The 20974-nt window shown below is 45.9% G+C and carries 18 protein-coding genes; 11 read left to right on the top strand and 7 right to left on the bottom strand.

Features of this window, described 5'->3' with window-relative positions:
* Positions 1 to 567 precede the first annotated feature (567 nt).
* Positions 568 to 3672: a T9SS type A sorting domain-containing protein gene (locus F0364_RS05130; protein ID WP_207632522.1), complete on the top strand. Its 3105-nt coding sequence runs from the start codon at positions 568 to 570 to the stop codon at positions 3670 to 3672.
* Between the two features lie 312 nt (positions 3673 to 3984).
* Positions 3985 to 4335 carry a hypothetical protein gene (locus tag F0364_RS05125; RefSeq protein WP_153796688.1) on the top strand — a complete coding sequence of 117 codons (351 nt, stop codon included), beginning with the start codon at positions 3985 to 3987 and terminating at the stop codon, positions 4333 to 4335.
* A gap of 6 nt (positions 4336 to 4341) precedes the next feature.
* On the opposite strand, the gene amaB is transcribed toward F0364_RS05125, so the two are convergent.
* Positions 4342 to 5868: an L-piperidine-6-carboxylate dehydrogenase gene (amaB, locus tag F0364_RS05120; RefSeq protein WP_153796687.1), complete on the bottom strand. Its 1527-nt coding sequence runs from the start codon at positions 5866 to 5868 to the stop codon at positions 4342 to 4344.
* 356 nt (positions 5869 to 6224) lie between these two features.
* On the opposite strand from amaB, the gene F0364_RS05115 reads away from it, so the two are divergent.
* Complete coding sequence (locus F0364_RS05115; RefSeq protein ID WP_153796686.1) at positions 6225 to 6422, top strand: PI-PLC domain-containing protein; 198 nt, start codon at positions 6225 to 6227, stop codon at positions 6420 to 6422.
* Positions 6423 to 6741: 319 nt separating this feature from the next.
* Here the strand turns inward: F0364_RS05115 and F0364_RS05110 are convergent, their stop codons facing one another.
* A complete protein-coding gene (locus F0364_RS05110) occupies positions 6742 to 7488 on the bottom strand; it encodes a GNAT family N-acetyltransferase (RefSeq protein WP_153796685.1) in 747 nt (248 codons plus the stop codon).
* Between the two features lie 200 nt (positions 7489 to 7688).
* On the opposite strand from F0364_RS05110, the gene F0364_RS05105 reads away from it, so the two are divergent.
* The 3 genes from F0364_RS05105 (at position 7689) to F0364_RS05095 (ending at position 13026) form a co-directional block, all read left to right on the top strand.
* A complete protein-coding gene (locus F0364_RS05105) occupies positions 7689 to 8384 on the top strand; it encodes a carbohydrate-binding family 9-like protein (RefSeq protein WP_153796684.1) in 696 nt (231 codons plus the stop codon).
* A 167-nt stretch (positions 8385 to 8551) separates the two neighbouring features.
* A complete protein-coding gene (locus F0364_RS05100) occupies positions 8552 to 10612 on the top strand; it encodes a tetratricopeptide repeat-containing sensor histidine kinase (RefSeq protein ID WP_153796683.1) in 2061 nt (686 codons plus the stop codon).
* Positions 10613 to 10956: 344 nt separating this feature from the next.
* Positions 10957 to 13026, top strand: coding sequence for a tetratricopeptide repeat-containing sensor histidine kinase (locus tag F0364_RS05095; protein ID WP_153796682.1), 2070 nt, complete (start codon positions 10957 to 10959; stop codon positions 13024 to 13026).
* Positions 13027 to 13294: 268 nt separating this feature from the next.
* Here the strand turns inward: F0364_RS05095 and F0364_RS05090 are convergent, their stop codons facing one another.
* The gene (locus tag F0364_RS05090; RefSeq protein WP_153796681.1) at positions 13295 to 13585 is read right to left on the bottom strand and encodes a hypothetical protein; all 291 of its coding nucleotides are present in this window, start codon (positions 13583 to 13585) and stop codon (positions 13295 to 13297) included.
* 279 nt (positions 13586 to 13864) lie between these two features.
* On the opposite strand from F0364_RS05090, the gene F0364_RS05085 reads away from it, so the two are divergent.
* The 3 genes from F0364_RS05085 to F0364_RS05075 all read left to right on the top strand — a co-directional run bounded on the left by F0364_RS05085 (position 13865) and on the right by F0364_RS05075 (position 15385).
* Positions 13865 to 14446, top strand: coding sequence for a hypothetical protein (locus F0364_RS05085; RefSeq protein ID WP_153796680.1), 582 nt, complete (start codon positions 13865 to 13867; stop codon positions 14444 to 14446).
* 170 nt (positions 14447 to 14616) lie between these two features.
* On the top strand, positions 14617 to 14826 hold the full coding sequence (locus tag F0364_RS05080; RefSeq protein ID WP_153796679.1) for a YegP family protein: 210 nt from the start codon (positions 14617 to 14619) through the stop codon (positions 14824 to 14826).
* A gap of 52 nt (positions 14827 to 14878) precedes the next feature.
* Positions 14879 to 15385 carry a YkgJ family cysteine cluster protein gene (locus tag F0364_RS05075; RefSeq protein WP_153796678.1) on the top strand — a complete coding sequence of 169 codons (507 nt, stop codon included), beginning with the start codon at positions 14879 to 14881 and terminating at the stop codon, positions 15383 to 15385.
* A gap of 26 nt (positions 15386 to 15411) precedes the next feature.
* On the opposite strand, the gene F0364_RS05070 is transcribed toward F0364_RS05075, so the two are convergent.
* On the bottom strand, positions 15412 to 16038 hold the full coding sequence (locus F0364_RS05070; RefSeq protein ID WP_207632521.1) for a LysE family transporter: 627 nt from the start codon (positions 16036 to 16038) through the stop codon (positions 15412 to 15414).
* A gap of 397 nt (positions 16039 to 16435) precedes the next feature.
* Between F0364_RS05070 and F0364_RS05065 the strand changes: the two genes are divergently transcribed.
* Entirely contained in the window at positions 16436 to 17215 is a 780-nt protein-coding gene (locus tag F0364_RS05065) for a (Fe-S)-binding protein (protein ID WP_153796676.1), read from the top strand.
* Positions 17216 to 17289: 74 nt separating this feature from the next.
* Positions 17290 to 17802, top strand: coding sequence for a hypothetical protein (locus F0364_RS05060; protein WP_153796675.1), 513 nt, complete (start codon positions 17290 to 17292; stop codon positions 17800 to 17802).
* Between the two features lie 135 nt (positions 17803 to 17937).
* Here F0364_RS05060 and F0364_RS05055 read toward each other — a convergent pair whose 3' ends face one another.
* From F0364_RS05055 to bioB, 3 genes are all read right to left on the bottom strand, one after another.
* Positions 17938 to 18228, bottom strand: coding sequence for a DUF1272 domain-containing protein (locus F0364_RS05055; RefSeq protein WP_153796674.1), 291 nt, complete (start codon positions 18226 to 18228; stop codon positions 17938 to 17940).
* Positions 18229 to 18257: 29 nt separating this feature from the next.
* A complete protein-coding gene (locus F0364_RS05050) occupies positions 18258 to 19613 on the bottom strand; it encodes an aminotransferase class III-fold pyridoxal phosphate-dependent enzyme (RefSeq protein WP_153796673.1) in 1356 nt (451 codons plus the stop codon).
* Positions 19614 to 19732: 119 nt separating this feature from the next.
* The gene (bioB, locus tag F0364_RS05045; protein ID WP_153796672.1) at positions 19733 to 20725 is read right to left on the bottom strand and encodes a biotin synthase BioB; all 993 of its coding nucleotides are present in this window, start codon (positions 20723 to 20725) and stop codon (positions 19733 to 19735) included.
* Between the last annotated feature and the right edge of the window lie 249 nt (positions 20726 to 20974).

Raw genomic sequence — 20974 nt, 5'->3', positions numbered from 1 at the left:
TTTACCCACACAACAATTTTCGTGGTGCTGAAAAGCAAATTCTATGCCTTGATTTTTGCGTATAAATTCTTTAAGCCTTTATTCAACTATTTTTAATGTTGTGCTGGCGCAACATTTATTTTAGCTGGTTACATGCGGCTGCATAGTAGTAAAAAATTATTCTAACGGGGTGCCCCCAATTTATCGCAAGGGGTCGGACAGAACTACGTTCGCAGCCTTCGTCAAAGTAAGGTTTAGTTGCTTTTTCCTCGGTTCTGCTATTACTCCGGCACAAGGCAGCGCTGACCCTCCACCTTTAGGGGTGCCTCACCAGGGTAACCGCTTCAATCCCTCACCCAAAAGCGTAACACGCCGTAGGTTTCAGGCATGCGCAACCTGTAAATAAAAACGCCCTCAACATTTTGCCCACATTTCATCGCATCGTTTTACAACTACCGCATCGCACCAGCACCAACTCATAGCATCCATTTTACATTTCATGCATAATGTATGTTGTACACAACCGCTGGCACATAAACTTTGCGGCGTTAATAATTCAATACTGTAACCATGATAAAATACTGCTGTATGACAAACATCAACGCATCAACCCGCAACGCTAACCTTTCAACAGCTTTACCGTTAAAGCTTAATCCCGTTCAGCCACTCATTTCAATACTGCTGTTTGCCCTGCTTTTTTTGCTGGGCAGCAATATGGCAAATGCACAGGATGTATTGGCCGGTCTAACATCCAACGGTGGCCCGGAAGGCAGAGGCACCGCTTTTACAGTCAACACTTCCAACAACAGCTTCTCCATCGTTAAGTCGTTTGCTGACTGGGGAATAGCTCCCAACGGCAGCCTGCTGGCTGGTGACGATGGCAACTTTTACGGCATGACCAGTGACGGCGGCACCTACGGCCATACCGGTACCGTTTTTATGCTTACACCTGCAGGCACACTGAAAATACTAAAGCAGTTTGACGGCATTAATTCCGGCTCCTACGCTTTTGGGGAGCTTACCAAAGGTGCCGATGGCAGCTTTTATGGCCTTACCAGCGCCGGGGGTGCAAACAGCTACGGTACAGCTTTTAAAATAACTTCAGCAGGCGTTTATACTTTACTAAAAAGCTTTGTATATGGTACAGATGGCGGTAACCCACGTGGCCGCCTGGCACTTGCCAACGATGGTAATTTCTACGGCCTTACCAACAAAGGTGGCGCCAACGGTTACGGCACTATTTTCAGGATGACGCCTGCAGGCACCGTTACAGTTATACGCTCCTTTACCTATGCCACTGATGGCGGCAGCCCTTACGGCGGTCTTGTTCTTGGTAAGGATGGCGCTCTTTACGGCATGACCTACTGGGGAGGCGCCAATGGAGATGGCACATTGTTTAAAATAACCACCGCCGGCACTTTTACCGTGCTGCGCCATCTGAAGGCGGCCACAGACGGCGGCAGCTCTCAAAGCGAACTGATACAGGCTACCGACGGCAACTTCTATGGTATGACCAACAGCGGCGGCGCTAACGGTAACGGCACTATCTTTAAACTTACCACCTCAACCGGCGCATACACTGTAATTAAAGCGCTTGGCGCCACAAAAGATGGCGGCAACCCTTACGGCAACCTCATGCAGAATACTGACGGATTTTTGTACGGCATGACGAGGAATGGCGGCTCTGGCGGCGGCGGCACCATCTTTAAAACATCTACCGCAGGCACGTTTACCGTAATACATAACCTTATACCGGCAACAGAAGGCAGCACACCTAATGGTGGGCTTACCCGCGGCACAGACGGCCAGTTATATGGCTGTACAAGCGCCAACGGACCCCTGGGTGGTGGTACAGCCTTTAAAGTAACCACCGCCGGTACATTAACCGTGTTGGCCAGCTTTAACGGCGCAGCCATGGGCAACGCACCATTTGAATCGCTTACCAAAGGCAAAGACAGCGCCTACTATGGCACCAACAGCGATGGTGGTGCTAACGGCAACGGCAGCATTTTTAAAGTATGCGGCAATACGGTAAGCACTCTTTTTTCTTTTACAAGAAACACCACCGGCGGCATACCTAAAGGCAGCCTTATACAGGCAACTGATGGTAACTTTTACGGCACTACCACAGATGGTGGTTCTAATGGCGCAGGTACAATTTTTCGCATAACACCTGCTGGTACATTCACCGTTATCAGGCATCTTAAAGCAACTACAGACGGTGGCTCGCCGCAGGGTAGCCTGGTTCAGGCAGCCGATGGTTTTCTCTACGGCATGACCAACAGCGGTGGCCCTGCCGCCGGCGGAACGATATTCAAAATAAATACTTCAGGTTCCTCTTTTACCATTCTCAAATCACTGGCATACGCAACAGAGGGCTCTAATCCTGAGGGCAACCTTATTATTGGTGCTGATGGCGCCTTATACGGCCTTACCTCCAACAATGCCAAAGCATTCAAAATAACTACCGCCGGCGTATTTACCCTGCTGCACAGCTTTGTAAGCGGTACCGAGGGCAGCTATCCCCTGGGCAGCCTGGTGCTTAACGGCGGCAACTATTATGGCACTACCAGCAGCGGCGGCACTTATGGCTATGGCACCATATTTAAAATGACACCTGCCGGCACTGTTACCGTCCTTAAACACTTTAATGCTGCAACAGATGGCAGAACACCCAAAGGCAGCCTGCTGGTTGGCTCTACAGGCTTAATGTATGGCATGACGAGCCTGGGCGGCACCTATAACGCAGGCACACTGTTTCGTATTACCACAGGTGGCACTTTTACACTGTTGCGCCATTTCGATTTAATTAAAGACGGTGGCAACCCTTACGGCAGCCTGATACTGGCCCCTAAAAACAACCTGGTAGCAACCCCGCAATCTGTAACGGTACAGGAAGATAAATCTGTTACCATCACTTTAAGTGGCACTGGCGGCTCTCCGCTAACGTACGGCGTGTCCGTTAACCCGCTTTTTGGCAAGGTTACAGGCTCCGGCAATACACGCACTTACACGCCCAACCTTAATTACAATGGCGCAGACCAATTCAGCTTCCGTGTGTCTGTAGGTTGCATGGCATCTCCTTCTGCCATAGTAAGCATCAATGTAACCGCTGTGGCCGATACCCCGGTACTGGCCAACATTACCAGCAAAACGGTAGTAAAGGGCTCCAAACTCAGCTTTACGGCTGCAGCTACAGATGGCGATGCCGGTCAAAAGCTCACATTTTCACTCATTGGTGCACCTTCCGGCGCAACCATCAACGCCACCAGCGGGGCCTTTAGCTGGACACCTTCCACCGCGGGCAGTTTCAACTTTAAGGTTAGGGTTTCAGACAACGGTTCCCCCGTTCTCTACGATGAGCAGCAGGTAGCTGTTACCGTTACTGAACCGGTTGTTACAGGTTTTTCGGCCCTTGCATCCCCGGAAACAAGTTTAGCGGTAGAGCACATGCAGGTAAGCCTTTTTCCCAATCCGGTAACGGACAAACTGTTTGTTACGCATGGCAACATCAGCGGGAAAGTTAACATACGCATCGTGGGTATTAATGGCGCGGTAGCCAGCAATAACCAGTATAACCCTGCCGGTAAAAACAGGCTTGAATTAAACGTGACTTCATTGAAAGCAGGCATTTATTTCGTACAGATGCAGAACGAGAACGGCTGGCAGTCATACAAGTTTGTGAAAAACTAATTTCCCCTTCATATACACTTAAGGCCCGTCCGCACATTGGTGCGGTACGGGCCTTTTGAATATTGAACAAGGAATTTTAAATGTAGGAGCAGGCAGATCCATTCACTCACAATTCACTGCCAAAGGGATTTTGCTTCGCAAAAATTTTTCTCTATGGGCCCGGCGATAATACAGGCATGAGGCATCGTTGCGTCGCACTCTTGTACTTTCGATATGCTGCGCAGCTTTTCCCGAAGGGTAGTTTTGCCCTTGCGCCTCCGGCGCAGGGAACAGTTTCGGGATAGTTTTGGCCATCACAACAAACCCATCGCTATGCTGTGCCAAACAATGTATCTTCTCTTTCACCATCATCCCTACAACATCAGCGCAACTTACACATCAACAGACTGGCAACCTGTAACCGGTAACCGGTATCTGGCAAGTTGTTCCAAACAATGTATCTTCTCTTTCACCATCATCATCCCTACAACATCAGCGCAACTTACTCTTCAACAGACTGGCAACCTGCAACCGGTATCTGGCAAGCTGTTCCAAACAATGTATCTTCTCCTTCACCATCATCATCTCTACAACATCAGCGCAAGTTACTCTTCAACAGACTGGCAACCTGTAACCTGCAACCGGTATCTGGTAACCGGTATCCGACAACTGGTATCCAGCTAACTCTGTTTACAAATCAAAGGTAATCCCCTGCGCCAGTGGTAGGTCGGTACCAAAGTTCAGCGTATTGGTTTGCCGGCGCATGTATGCCTTCCATGCATCGCTGCCGCTTTCCCTGCCGCCGCCGGTTTCTTTCTCTCCGCCAAAGGCGCCGCCGATTTCTGCGCCGCTGGTACCGATATTTACATTGGCTATGCCACAGTCGCTGCCCGCTGCTGATAAGAAGTATTCAGCTTCCCGCAGGTTAAGCGTCATAATTGCGGAAGAAAGCCCCTGGGGCACACCATTTTGCAGGGCCACCGCTTCCTCTATGGTTTTGTATTTAATGAGGTAAAGAATAGGCGCAAATGTTTCGTGCTGCACAATAGCAAGCTCGTTGGTTACCTCGGCAATGCAAGGCTTAACATAACAACCACTTTCATAACCCTGGCCCTTTAATACACCGCCCTCCAGGGCGAATGTACCGCCCTGCCGGCTGCACTGCTCTATCGCGGAAAAGTAGTTATTAACAGCATCCTTATCAATCAGCGGGCCTACATGGTTAGCTGTATCCAGTGGGTTGCCAATGCGCAGTTGCTGGTAAGCCGCCACCAGCTTGGCTTTAAAAGTATCGTAAACAGACTCGTGTATAATAAGCCTGCGTGTAGTAGTGCAGCGCTGCCCGGCTGTGCCCACAGCACCAAACACAGCGCCAATTAACGACATATCTATATCCGCATGCTGCGATATGATGATGGCATTGTTGCCGCCTAGTTCCAGTATAGAGCGGCCCATTCTTGCTGCAACAGCGGCCCCAACGGCTTTGCCCATGCGGGTAGAACCTGTGGCTGACACAAGCGGGATGCGTGTATCAGCAGACAGCCATTCACCAACTTCTCTCCCACCCTGCACAATACAGCTAACGCCTTCCGGCACGCCATTCTTCTTAAACACTTCAGCAATAATATTTTGGCAGGCAATGCCGCAAAGCGGTGTTTTTTCGCTGGGCTTCCAAATACAAACATCTCCGCAAACCCAGGCCAGCATACTGTTCCAGCTCCATACCGCCACGGGGAAATTAAAGGCTGAAATAATGCCCACTACGCCCAACGGGTGCCATTGCTCGTACATGCGGTGCAACGGCCTTTCGCTGTGCATGGTCAGGCCATACAACTGTCTTGACAGGCCCACCGCAAAATCGCAGATATCAATCATTTCCTGCACCTCACCGTAGCCTTCCTGCAGGCTTTTGCCCATCTCGTAGCTTACCAGCATGCCCAGCGGCTGCTTGTATTGCCTTAACGCTTCGCCAACCTGCCTTACTATCTCACCTCGTTTAGGCGCCGGTATTTTACGCCAGGCAACAAAAGCTTCCTGCGCTTTGGCTACCACGGCGTCATAAGCTTGCCTGTCTGCCTGCTGCACACTGGCTATCAGTTGGCCATCTACCGGCGAGTAGGATTCAATAGTGCCGCCGGTACTATCCAGCCATTCGCCACCTGTTGAAACGCCTTTGTTGATTTGCTGTATGTTAAGCTGCTGAAGAATCTGTTGCATAAGGTGAAAGTTAAGTGGTGCAATATAGATAAAATGGGCAATTGTAAAAGGCAGGTTGCAAAGTGGGCATTCCAGCGTTTCACAAGCCGTGACTGCACGGCCCAGGGTGTAGCCGCGGGCTGTTATATTTTGCTGCAATAATACTTTTTAGGGGGGCCTCGTACCTCGGGCCGGGCAGAACTGCGTTCGCAAACTTTGTCAAAGCAACATTTAGTTGCTTTTCCTCGCTTGTGCTCATATTCCGGCACAAAGCCCCACTGCGATGGCCTCACCGGGTATTTGCTTCAATCCCTCACCCGAAAGTGTAATACGCCAACTTTAAACGCTACTTTGGCGTAGATAAACCGGTGACCGAAATGACATGGCATGAAATAAGCCAGCTAAAAAACAAAACCAACGGAAGCCGCGTATTTACACTGGAAGAAGTGCTGAAACATTGCCAAGGCAAAATAGCCGTTATGATTGACAACAAAATAAACGGTTTTGACAGCACACTTTTTACAAGGCTGGTAAACCTGCTTCAACATTATGGTCTGGCAGGTGAAGCACGATGATAGGCACGGATGAATCCACAGACTTTTTTACAGGTAAGCTTAAGCTAAGCTGCACCCGCAAACAACTGGAAGAAAACATGCGAAAACCGGGTTAACACTCCGGTAATTATTACCTTTTTGGCAGCGGCTTAACAGCGGATGATGTTGCATGGGCAAAACAACACAATATACTTGCCGTTGGCGTGGTAAATGCGTGGCGTTACCGGCGCACTGCAACACCGGCAAAAGACGCGGAGACAGACGCGGAAAAACTGAAACAGGCAGGCTTACTACATTTTCAGATAGACACTGAATTTGAGCAGATCTTCCTGAAATAGCATCAACTTACCTGCTCCACAGGCAATATATCTCCCTTTAGCCTGTACCCGCATACCGCCATGCCCGCTTTTTCAAGTGTGGCTTTGGAAATATCGTTGTGTATATTGCAACGGGCCGCAGGCACTTTATTCATTGCATAAGCTTCTTTCTTTAATTGCTGAACCAGGTAACTGCCCAGGCCCCGCCTGCGGAATTTTTCGTTCACTTCCATATAAATATCCGCGTAGGGATGATTGTAATTTACCAGTAAACCTCCGGACGCTACCTGTATCCCATTTTCCGTAAGCTCATAAGCAAAATCGGCAGGATTACTACCGCCACTCACTTTTCTTAACTCAAGGCCCGGGCCCATAATATGCGTGGAACTACCGTCATTAAACAAAGCCGCCTCTGCCTTAATGGTATTGCAAAACCTGTACAGCATCTGCGTAAGAAAAACATCGTTGGTTTGGCATTCTACATATACCGCCTTTGTAAGGTTCGCAAATCTGGCAAAAACCAGGTTGACATATTTACGGTAAAATGGCAAAAGGTAAAACTCAAAAATGGTATCGCGGTCTTCCCTCCTGTCTGTACCCCATACAGCCCCATACCCGGCGGTAACATCATCCACAATAAAATGATAGGTATCGGCCCAGCCGTAATCATGGCATTTATTGCAGATGAACTGGCAATTTATTTCATGCAGGAAAAGGCTCCGCATAGGATTAATATCCGCAAGGTTTGCTGTTACAATACTTATTTTCATATAACTGGTTTGCAAAAAAATCTCTTGTATGAACTTACCAAATAGTTTGTCATTACCAGCTAAGCTTTCTTGGCTTATCGGCCAACAACAATAGTATTATCATGTAAGGCTGCTATGTAGCCTTTCGCTAACGGCAAGAAATGTCATCGTACGGTACTACTCTTTTTATAATTTAGCAGTGTATATCTATCACATATCTAATGAAAAAGCTTACACTGTTTCTTTGTTGTTATTTTCTGCATTATTCTTCCGTTAATGCCCAAACATATTTTATAAAGAAGGTACCAGCGGGCTCCATAAAAATTACTGGCCAGGGTAAAGATAAAGCCTGGAAAAAAGCAAACCGTATTACAGATTTTTCCTACCCATGGCAACCGGAAGAAGCGCCTTCCACAAGTTTTTCGGCTTTATGGGATGGCGCCTGGATGTATTGTTTGTTTACAGTAGAAGACGACTCGGTGAATGTTTACTTTAACAGCAATGATAAGCTGGAAACAGGCGCATCTGACAGGGTGGAGATTTTTTTTAATATTAACGACAGTATGCAACCTTATTACTGCCTTGAAATAGATGCCAATGCCCGTGTGCTGGATTATTCAGCCGGTTATTACCGCAAAATGCAATACGACTGGCAATGGCCGGCAAATCAATTAATCATACAATCGTCCCGCACAAGCACTGGATATATTGTGGAAATGGCAATCAGCATTGAGTCGTTGGAGAATCTTGGTCTCCTGAAAAGCAACCGCCTAAGGGCAGGGCTTTTCAGGGTAGAATGTAAAGGCTTTACCGATGGAAAAGCAGACCTGCATTGGATTAGCTGGGTGCGGCCAGGAAGCACAGACCCGGATTTTCATATTCCTTCCGCTTTTGGCACACTGATGCTGGAGCTATAGCACAGTTTAAACATTCACTGTAAGAAATGATTTACCTGGTTAGCCACAAGTTATTTCAGCCCATACAGAATACCTGCCGGAGATTTAATTCTTCTTAATAAATACAGGATGGTTTGGCATTCTCAGCGCCTTTGCTAAATTGCAGCATAATCACTAATTTCCGTGCGATGCCCGTTCAGGAAGCCATTATTCTAACTAGGAAAATCAACCTGCAGCCTTTATATATATTAGCTATTGTAATATTATTGTGCCTGTCCTGTAACAACCGGCACAACAATAATAGCATAGCTGTAGCCAATGTTTTTGATGCTATTGACTCAGCTTCCCTGTTTACTGCTGGGCACATGGCAGAGATGGATTCCGTTTTTGCAGTGGCTAAAAATCCTTCCATTGAAGATGTTGCCAATAAATACCTGCACAAAATATATTACTACCGTGCTACGAAGGGAGACTATGATTCTACCCTGTTGTATGCAGACAGTGCTATTAACCTCCTGGAAAACAACAGGGATATTGAGAAACTAAACGTTCTTTATGCCCGTACGCTTTTTGCCAAAGGCCTGGCCTATTACCGCCTCACCAATTACGATGAAGCCATCAGGAACTATACTATCGGCAAACTGGCACTTGCGGAAGTTAAAGACACCTGCGAGCTATTTGCTTATTATGAAAGCATGGCAAATATTCTGTACACACAAAAGAAATTTCTTGCGGCTGCCGAATTCTTCCGGCTCAAATACCTTTCCGCTGAAAATTGCGTGTATGGAGACTTTACCAGCTTTATGAGCACACAGGAAAATATTGATAATACTGGCCTTTGCTACTTTAATGCCGGGGTTTACGATAGCGCTATGTATTATTTTAATAAAACACTGGATTACATTAACGACAAAGGGCAGCGTTTTGCCAAAGATCGCCTACCCGTGCTGGAGCTTTGCAAAGCAGTGGTTTATGGCAACCAGGCGCAGATACTTTACCGTAACAAGAAATATGCTGAAGCTGAGATATTGTTTAAAAGAAGCCTTGAAGGCACCCGTACTACAGATAAACGTTACACCTGTTCTACACAGTTGGCCCTGGCAAACCTTTACATTGAAACCAGGCAGTTGGTCAAGGCTGGTAAGGTAATTAACGAGATACCCGCCTTTATAGATACTACAGAAATAAGCCTGATGGTTGACAGCTATTACAAGCTAACCGCTGATTACTATATGGCGATACAGCAACCTTATGCAGCCCACCGGGCTTTGTTAAAGGCTTATACGGTAAGAGATTCTCTCGAGCGCAGAAACAGGCAGCTAAACCAAACAGATGTGCGCCGCGAATTTGAAAATAGGGAACAAAAGGCCATTAACGAAAAACTTACAAAAGAAAATGAGATACAGAACATTTACCTGCTCGTTGCAGGCATAGGTGTAGTTATGGCGTTAACCATCATATTGCTGGTTTGGTTTAATCTTAAAAGAAAATCAAAATATGTGCGTGACCTTACCAACCTTAACATGGAAATACAGGAGAAAAACCAGGAATTGCAACTAACGCTCAATTCCCTGGAACAAAGCCACAAAGAAAATAACCGCATTGTTAAGGTAGTGGCGCACGACCTTAAAAACCCCATTAGCGCCATACGCACACTTGTTCACTCATTACTTAAGAAAAATCAGCCAGACCAAATAAAGGAAATCCTGGAACTTATAGACAGTACCTGCCTTGATTCCATAGCGCTTATCAAAGACCTGCTTAATGATAAACGCAAACTTACTGATGTGAGCAAAGAACTGGTTGACCTGGGCCGCCTTATTGAACAATGCAGCGAACTTTTCCAGGGAAAGGCGGAAGAAAAAAACCAATTGCTCAAGCTGCAGGTTGACCACCCGGTAATACTGCTGAACAGGCAAAAAATATGGCGGGTTATCAGCAACATTGTAAACAATGCCATTAAGTTTAGCCCCGAAAATTCAGAAATAAGCATACGGCTTGAAAGAAAGGACAACAGTGTTCTCCTTTCTGTTCACGATAATGGGATAGGTATTCCTTTCGCCCTGCAGGATAAAATATTTTCCATAGAGCCGGATACTGCAAGAACAGGTACCGCCGGCGAAGAATCCTATGGGCTGGGGCTGTCCATATCCAAAAAAATTATTGAGGAACATAAAGGTAAACTTTGGTTTACCAGCGAGGCAGGCAAAGGATCTGTTTTTTATGTAGAGCTGCCTTTTCTTAATTAATTGCACCCGCAACACAATAGATTGTTTTACCCGCACAATTTTTTGGGGCTTTCTGCCTCGGCAGCCCCGCCGGCCTCCTGTTCCGGCTTTTCGCTGCAACTCCGCCGCAAATACCTGCGCACAAGGCTTCAGCGGGGTTTCCGCTTCAATCCGGCAGCCAATCAGCAACAGTAATTTTACCGGGCTTGCCCGCAATGTAACCAGCGTTTCCGGTAGTAAAAAATACAGTTGTTAACTCAAAAATTTGAATCCCGTAATAATAATGCATCTTCTGAAATATCTGCTATATTTGATTGAAAGCCACGGGCTAAGTTTTATAACAGTCAACATCAATAACTTCCGTAATGCCCCTGAATGAAACACTTAAATCAATATGCCGGCCCGGCTTACATGTGTGGGTGCTGCTTTTCTTCTTAACCACAACATCTTTTTCCTGCAACAGTTTCTATAGCAACAGGTTCGATGGCTATTACCAGGATGTGTTTGACAAAGTGGATGCTGAACCGGACTACACGGCAGCAGAAATGCGTTACCTGGATTCTTTTTTTGCCGCCGCCAAAAACCCCGGACCCGATAACATCAGTAATAAGTACATGCGCAAAGTATTTTACTACAGAACAGCCAGTTTTAACTACGATTCTGTATTACTGTATGCGGACAGCGCCATAAACCTGCTGGAACACTATGTAAACAAAGATGAATACCTGGCCACCGTTTATGCAAGGGCGCATTTTGCAAAAGGCCAGGCTTACTTTCTGATGAAAAATTACGATGAAGCCATACGATACTATATCATTGGCAAACTAACCCTCTCCGCAAGAGTTAAAAACCATTGCGAGCAGTATGCCTATAACGAAAGCATGGCCAACATACTTTTTGCACAGAAAAAATACCTGGCGGCCGCCGCTTTTTTTAAAGCCAAATACCAAATGGCAGAAGCTTGTGCCTTTAACGGTTACCTGGGTTTTGTTAACACCCAGGAAAATATGGACAATACCGGCATTTGTTTTTACCTGGCGGGCATAACAGACAGTGCCACATTTTACTACGATGCCACATTGGAATATTTGGCCAAAAATGAAAGCCTTTACAGCAACCAGCATGCCGCGGATATTGAGCTTATGAAATGCATAGTATATGGCAACCAGGCGCAGGTAATGGAAAGGTTGAACAATTATACACAGGCAGAAAAACTTTACCTGAAAAGCCTGGCTGTTACACAAAAAAGAGATAGGTCTTTCTCCGCTTCTTCGCTTAACTCACTGGCCAAAATGTACGTAGCAACCAGGCAATTAAAGAAAGCCGGGGAAATAATTAAAAGCATCCCCCAGTTTGCTGACACACTTAGCGTTAGCCCGCTGACACAAAGCTTTTACAAAAATCTTTCTGAATATTACATACTTACCCACAAACCATATCCAGCCCTGCATGCCCTGCGAAAGTCCAATATTATCAGAGATTCTATTGAAAACCGCGATAAGGCCTTAAATGTTACCGACATAAGAAGAGAAGTTGAAAACCGCGAACAAAAAAACACCAATGAAAAACTTAAACAGGCTAACCAGCTAAGGAATGTTTACATAATGGCGGCGGTTGCCGGTATTGTACTGGCCATTTCTGTTATATTGCTGGTATGGTCTACTTCCAAACGAAAATCGCGGTATGTAAATAAGTTAACGCTGCTTAATGCCGAAATACAAAGCAGTAACGAAGACCTGCGGAAAACACTAACCTCTCTTGAACAAAGCCACAAAGAAAATAACCGTATAGTTAAAGTGGTGGCGCACGACCTTAAGAACCCCATCAGCGCTATAAGAACGCTGGTATATTCGTTACTTAAAAAGGGGCAGCCCCGGTACATGCAGGAAACACTTGATCTTATACAAACTACCTGCATAGATTCAATGGCGCTAATTAAAGACTTGCTTAACGACAACCCTAAACTTGCAGGGGGGGCCAAAGAACCGGTTAACATGGGCCGCCTTGTTGAACAATGTACAGAACTCTTCAGGGCAAAAGCCCGGGAAAAAAAGCAGATTATCACCCTGCAGCTTGATTATCCTGTATTGCTGCTGAACAGGCAGAAAATGTGGCGTGTAGTAAGCAATATCGTTAATAACGCCATCAAATTCAGCCCGGAGAATGCGGAAATTAAAATCTACCTGCAAAGGCAACAGCATAAAGTACTGCTTTCCATACATGATAACGGCATTGGCATACCTGCAGTACTAAAAGAAAAGATATTTTCCCTCTCGCCTGAAAGTTCGCGGCCCGGCACATCAGGAGAAGAGTCGTATGGCCTTGGCCTTTCTATTTCCCACAAGATAATTGAAGAGCACCAGGGTAAGCTTTGGTTTGAAAGCCAGGTTGGCAAAGGCTCTGTCTTTTATGTGGAGCTGCCCTATCTTAACTGAGTTAGCACGTTAGCTGTAATGACTGGCGTAGTTAAAAAACATGCTGCAAACAAAATAATTAGCCGGCACCACCACCGGGTGAGGAATTGAAGCGGCTACCCCGGTGAAGCCATCGCAGCAGGGCTTTTGTACCGGAGTAATAGCACAACCGAGAAAAAGCAACTAAATGTTGCTTTGACGAAGGTTGCGAACGCAGTTCTGCCCGGCCCGAGGGACACCCCCTAAAAATTTTTTACTTAAAACCCGAAACTGGTAACACGGCCCTGCGCTACAACGTTTCCATATTAAGCATCTTAAATATTTCTTTGGTTATCAGCCGGCAATTATCAGTAAGTTGCTGCAGGTTGCAGCACATTACATTAAGGTTGGCAGGCAATCCATCTTTCATCTCCACAAAATCAAGCTGTATGGGGTTGCTGTTCTGCACAACCCGGCTGCCCTGCAACCGGTTGAACAAATTTTCTGCAAACCGCTTGTCGTTGCCAAGCATAAATTTTCCAAACGTCTCATAATCGCTGCCCGACTTCATGTTCAAAATGATATAAAATGCGTTTTTCATACCGCGCTTTTCATAAGAAGCATAAAGTTAGTTATAGATTGTATTTTATTCCTGTTTCATTTTGCGTACGGCGCAACACCCCTGTATACATTAATTTAATTTTGACGGCAGGCCAAACACGCTTATCTTGTAGGGGTAACCAAATTAATAATTAACCAAAACACTGTTGGCGAAGCCTTAATCTCTTCCCTTCGAAAAACCTGCACCAGCCCAGCCTCTCCCCCAGGAGAAAAATAAACCCCTCATAACAATTTTAGCTTACAGGCAAAATCCCGTTTCATGTTACGGCTTACAATATTAGCGGCCTTCATTGCAATATTATTGGGCTGCAGCCCTGGCAAATCTGTAACAAAAGGCAGTACGTCCGCTGAAAATAAAAGCAATGCTTTTACAGCGCCTGCCGCTAATAATCTTTTGGCTTTCAATGGCATCAAGTCCGCCATTTCAGAGGGCGCTGATGAACGCTCCACAGAATTTACTATACCGGATACAGACCCGCTTATTTTTAAGGGTAATTATGTAATTGAAGAGCCGGATACACATACACTGGTTGTTTACCCTGAAACCGGTGAATGGAACAACTTTTTTGCAGGTATTCTTTACAAAGATTCTGCCTGCAAAATGACCATCTCTTTAGTTAACAGCCACCAGGCCCCGTTGGTAAAAACAATCATAACAAAAACCGCGCTGGGCATGTACGCCAAAGATTCACTTATGTTCATTACCTCATGGCAACAGCCTGTTATCTCAAGAGCTGTTAAGGCCAGGATAACTTTTTCCCAAACACCCGAAGTTGTTTACTTTGGCGACCTTCAAAACCCAAATAGGAAATACGCTTTTACTTTTTATTACAAACAATAACCATCCACCGTATATTTTACCACAAACGTTTTTTGTGCAGGGTGCATCCTTTTTATTTTGCTGTTAGCAACCCCGGCTGTAATTTCGTTTTATCAGCCTTTGAAATGCTTGTCCACACTGGTTGAGTTATTGTCCCCGCTTTTTGGTTGAAGGTTTTAAAATCTAATGTCATGCAAAACATGTATCATCCTAAATCTCAGTTTCGAAAAATTGAGTTACACCAGGACCATAACAGCCACTGGAGATGGAGAATTTCCCGCAATAACAGGATTATAGCAGCGGCAGAAGAAGGTTTTGAAGACAAGGCAGACTGCCTGCGCAACCTTAAAACCTACGCGTTGGAAATACTTAGCTGGGTAGAGGCTGGCAATGTATCCTGAAGCTGGTAACGATACCCATATATTTGCGGGCCATAATTGTAAATAAAGCATCATGAAGGCAGAAACAAGTCTTGCTGTTATAAGCAGTGCGGCAATAACGAAAGAAGAGGAGAATGATGCTTTTCGTGAATTTCTTAAAGTGCAGGATGCCGGCCACGTAGATACTTTGGTTAATGTTCTCAACAGCCAGGTAGAACCTCTCATAGATTGTACCGCCTGCGGTAATTGCTGCCGCAGCCTTATTATAAATGTGGAAGATAAAGAAGCGGATAACCTTGCAGCGCACCTGGGGCTGTCAAGGGCTTCTTTTGATGAAAAATATATTGAAAAAAGCACGGGCGGCATAATGGCTGTTAATACCATCCCCTGTCATTTTCTTTCCAATAACCAATGCACGGTATACGAACACCGCTTTGCTGATTGCAGGCGTTTTCCCAATTTGCATTTGCCCGGCTTTACCAACCGCCTGTTTGCAAGTTTTATGCACTATGGCCGCTGCCCTATTGTGTACAATGTAATTGAATATCTGAAACAGGAAATGAACTGGCAGTTGCCATAAGCAGTAATGGCCGCCGCCTTGCGGGCCTATTTTGTAAGCATACGGTACAATTGTATAAGCGCACTCAGTATAAAAATAATACCCATTACTTTATTAAGGGTTTTAGTACTGGTATTCATTTTGGTAATAAGCCAGTTACCGCCATGTATATATAATGCCAACCCGGCAATAGTGCCCAAACCAGCACCTATGGTAAAAAAATCGTATTGCAACGTTACAGGTTGTATCACCTTATTATCCAGCAGGTAAGTGCTCCATATAAACCAAAAGGGTATCTGTGCCGGGTTAAGGGCACTCATGCTCATGCCTAATAAAAAGCGGTTTAAATTGTTATTCAGCAACAATGCTTTTTTGCCGGCAGCCTGTTTTCTGGCGGTTAAAAAACTGGCCACGCCAAGCACAAGGAACAGTACCACTGTTAACCATCCCAACACTTCAAAAAAAAGCTGGTGCCGCATTATCCAGTCAACGCCTTTTAAAGACAGCCGCAGGTAAACTACCTCCACAATGGCAACGCCAACAGCGTACTTCCAGGCATTTTTCAGGTTTTCCTGTATATAAATCTGTGTAGCCGTAATGCTCATATTGCCCAGCGGCAATTGCCCCAGAAAGCTAACCAGCATACCCATAAAAGCAGCAAACAGCAAATTCATTGGCGGCAAATATACCGGTATCATTTATTCAAAAAACCCTGACCATATAGCAGCAATGGCCATACAGTGTTTTTTCATTAGCCCGGCTACAGGAACACCCCCATCCCCTGAAGGGGGATGACATTTGTATGATAAAAACATTTTTATGAGCCCGGCTACAGGAACTCCAATTAGGCAGCCGTTGCGTCGCACTCTTGTACGGTTAGATTCGCTATGCAGCTTTTCCCACAGTGTAGTTTGTTTCTGCCGCCTGCGGCGCAGAAACTTTTACTTCACCGTTGCCGGGGCAACGGGGCTTATGTGCATACGTTACAAAGTTTTGCTTATCGGTTATATCTATTTTTAAAATTCTTTTACGCACTGCAATAATCTCTATTTTTGAGGCAAAGCAACGCCAATGAAAATTAACAGCATGGCCGAAATGATGATGAATGGAGAAACACCCAACATTCTTTTTTGGGTGGGTTGTGCCGGCAGCTTTGACCAGCGTGCCCAGAAAATAACAAAAGCATTTGCCGCTATACTTAACAAACTGCAAATTAAATACGCCATACTCGGCAAAGAAGAGGCCTGCACCGGGGACCCTGCAAGAAGGGCCGGCAATGAGTTTCTCTTTCAGATGATGGCTTACAACAACATACAGGTGCTTAATGGGTATAATGTAAAAAAAATTGTTACCGCTTGTCCCCACTGCTTCAACACGTTAAAAAACGAGTACCCGGAGTTGGGTGGTAATTATGAAGTTTTGCACCATACCACTTTTTTACAACAGTTGATTAACGAAGGAAAAATAAAGCTGAAAGAAAGCGGAAGCTTTAAAGGCAAACGGATAACCTACCACGACAGTTGTTACCTGGGCCGGGCCAATAATATTTACGAAGCACCCCGCCAGGTGCTGGAATTGTTAGACGCGGAGTTGGTGGAAATGAAACGCTGCCGCACGAATGGACTTTGTTGCGGCGCCGGCGGCGCTCAAATGTTTAAGGAAGAAGAGGCCGGCACCCATCGCATTAATACCGAACGGGCCGACGAAGCCCTTAGCCTGCAGCCGGATGTTATAGCATCTGCCTGCCCGTTTTGCAATACCATGATTACCGACGGTGTAAAAAGCCGCGAAAAAGATCATGAAGTAAAAGTACTTGACATAGCAGAACTTATTATTGCGGAAATGGAGTAGTCCCAGGCTGTTAATATTCCGCTGCCATGCCCGACGACTGCGGTTCAACAACTCATTCTGCCTAAATTTGCCGCATGAACTTAGCATTTGAACAGTTTATCCCAACGGAGTTTCACCCATCTTCCAGGGTGTGGATATACCAGAGCAACAGAATTTTCAGCATGCCCGAAGCATTGGCTTTAGAACCTGTACTGCAGCAATTTGCCGCCAACTGGAAAAGCCATGGCACACCGGTTAAAGGTTTTGCCAACCTGCTCTTTGGCCAGTTTATAGTTGTTATGGCAGATGAAACCGCCACAGGTGTTAGCGGGTGCAGCACAGACAGTTCTGTAAGGGTGATAAAACAAATAGAAGAACAGTTTAAGGTTTCCCTGTTTGACAGGCAAATGCTGGCATTTTACCTGAAGGACAAGGTTGAACTGCTGCCTTTAAGCCAGTTGAAATACGCTTTTGAGAACAATTTCATAAATGCAGGTACGCTCTATTTTAACAACCTGGTAGCCACCAAAGAAGAATTGCTTAACAACTGGATTATTCCTGTACAGGAAAGCTGGCTGGCTAAAAAAATTCCGGCATTACAGGCGTAAAACCTATGTGGGAAAAGCTGCGTAAAGAATCCAACCGTTGAAGAGTGCGACGCAAGTAAAGCTTCATAGTTGTTCCTGCTGCCGGGCCCATAATAAATGATAAAAATTACGGCGTGTAACTGGTAATCTATGCCGTTACCGCTCGTTTGGTGCTACATTTTTATTTTTCTGCAACAGCGGCCCGAATTTTTCCATATCAACCGGCTTTAGATAGGTCTCCTGCTTTGCATGGTATTTTAGCAGCTTGTTCTTTGGGCGTGATGGCCTTTTTTCAAAACCGCCACCACAGTTGGGACAAACATTGTGCAGCACATTGGTTACACAATGAGCACAAAAAGTGCATTCGAACGTGCAAATCATGGCTTCTGTACTGTCGTTGGGAAGCTCCTTGCCGCAGTTTTCGCAAACAGGCCTTATTTCTAACATGTGATGGTTGTTTTGATTTTTGTTTAAGGTCAGTAACAGTGCTCATCCGCAATTTCCAGCGCTTTGTCAATTATGGCCAGCCCTTCATCTGCCTGCTGCCGGGTAATACAAAGCGGCGGGGCTACAAATATGTAATTCCACCGCACAAAAGCATACATACCCAGTTCTTTTAATTTAGCGGCTACCTGGTTCATAATACCCATGTCAGCGGCTTTGGCATTGTAAGGGGCCATGGGCTCTTTTGTTTGCCTGTTCTTTACCAGCTCAAGGCAGCCCAGCAGCCCGGTATTACGAAAATCGCCAATGCTCCTGTGTTTATCCATCAGCATTTGTACCTGTTGCTCAATATAGCTACCCATTGCGGCGGCATTCTCCAAAAGATTTTCATCGTTATACACTTTAAGTGTTTCCACACCTGCGGCACAACTTACCGGGTGTGCGGAATAGGTAAGGCCCAGCCATAAAACCCTGTCGTTAAAGTGTTCGGCAATCCTGTCGCTTACAATCAATGCGCCCAGCGGTATGTACCCGGCGGTAATACCTTTGGCCGTGGCAATCATATCCGGCACTACCTGGTAGTTATCTACACCAAACCATTTACCCGTTCTGCCAAAGCCACTCATTACTTCATCCGCTATCAGCAGTATGCCGTACCTATCGCAAAGGGCACGTATGCTTTGCAGGTAGCCGGGAGGGTATTTGATACAACCGGAGGTACCACTCTCCCCCTCCATAATAACAGCGGCAATGTTTTCAGGCCCTTCAAATTCTATTACCCTTTCAACATGGTCAACACAAAGACGGTGGCAGCTTTCAGGCTGCTGGCCCCAGGGGCAACGGTAACAGTAAGGGTCTTCCACATGAACAATATTGGGCGCCTGCTGGCTATCGTGGGGCAGCTTGCGGGGGTCGCCACCGGCTGCCATAGCGCCGTAAGACCCACCGTGAAAAGCCCGGTAACGGGCTATTATCTTGTGCCTGCCGGTGTACAGCCTTGCCAGCTTAACGGCATTCTCAATAGCTTCTGCCCCGCCGATGGTAAACAGTGTTTTATTAAGGCCCTCAGGAGCTATTGCAGCCAGTTGCTTCCCTAAATCTCCACGTGCTTTGGTAATACAGCCGGGCGTTACATAACTTACCTGCTGCATTTGCTGTACAACAGCCTGGGTAATACGCTGGTTGCCATGGCCAATGTTTACATTTACCAGCCCTGATGAAAAATCTATGTAACGTTTTCCGTTATAATCGTACAGGTAAACGCCTTCCGCCTTTTCAACAACGATGGGGTTAAGGCCTTTTTGTGCAGACCATGAAAAAAGTGTGTGATTAAAGTTATCCTGCAATATCTCATCCCTAAGTGTCGAGGTTACCGGTTGCGCTGTCATAGCATTGTTGTAAGAGGGTAAAAAAATCAACTCCCCTGAAATTTAGTAACAGTTATGCGCATAAAAAAACTCCTTGCGGAGTTTTAGTTATAAAAATTTAAGTAAGCTGCCGCTAATGGTTACACCAGTTCAGCTTCCAGTTTCTTTTCTTCTTTAAAAGCTACCCGTGGTTTTAACCCCAGCAACTGAAACATTTGGTTATCCTCATCAAATGAGGGGTTGGGCGTGGTTAACAGTTTGTCGCCGGCGAAAATAGAATTGGCCCCTGCCATAAAACACCAGGCCTGTTCAGCAACGCTCATTTCTGTACGGCCGGCGCTGAGGCGTACCATGGTAGCGGGCATAAGAATGCGGGCCGTAGCAATCATACGCACCATATCCCATATATCCACTTTGGGATTATCCTGCAAAGGAGTGCCTTCTATCCTAACCAAAGCGTTGATGGGCACACTTTCGGGGTGTTGCGGCATGGTGCTTAAAGTATGCAGCATTTTAATTCGGTCCTCATGTGTTTCGCCCAGGCCTATTATACCGCCGCAGCAAACAGTTACGCCTGCTTTACGCACATTGTCTAATGTGTTCAGCCGGTCATTGTAAGTGCGGGTGGTGATTATTTCATCGTAATATTCTTTGGATGTATCCAGGTTGTGGTTATACGCGTACAGGCCAGCATCTGCAAGTTTATGCGCCTGTTCCTGTGTAAGCATGCCCAGGGTGCAGCAAACTTCCATGCCCATTTCGTTTACGCCTTTCACCATATCCAGCACCCGGTCAAAATCGCGGTTATCGCGTACCTCACGCCAGGCGGCGCCCATACAAAAACGGGTACTGCCGGCATCTTTGGCTTTTTGCGCATATTTCAGCACTTCTTCTTTCTTCATTAAGGCCTGCACATTTACGCCGGTGCTGTAGCGTGCCGCCTGCGGGCAATAGGCACAATCTTCTGAGCAACCACCGGTTTTAATACTCAGCAATGTGCACACCTGTACTTCGGCAGTATCGTTGTATTCCCGGTGAATGGTAGCCGCCTGGTAAACAAGCTCCAGCAACGGCATGTTATATATATCGTGTATTTCTTCCAGTGTCCAGTTGTTCCTTACAGGTATGCGCATATTCATTGTTTGTAACGGCAAATATAGCGGGAGTTGGGGAAAATAGTCAAGTACGGGATACGAAGTAGTTATTTGATGTTAGATGTGGAATGTGGGAGGTATGATGTAAACAACTACGAGTTACGAAGTACCTTTTTTATGTAAGATGTTAGATGTGGGATGTACGATGTAAAAACAGGTACGAATTACGAATTACGAAGTACCTTTTTTTATGTAAGATGTGGGATGTGGGGTGTACGATGTAAATAA

The sequence above is a fragment of the Foetidibacter luteolus genome (assembly GCF_009650435.1).
GTDB classification, from domain to species: domain Bacteria; phylum Bacteroidota; class Bacteroidia; order Chitinophagales; family Chitinophagaceae; genus Foetidibacter; species Foetidibacter luteolus.
Note: the sequence above shows the minus strand (reverse complement) of the source record. Positions and strands in the feature narration are given on the sequence as shown.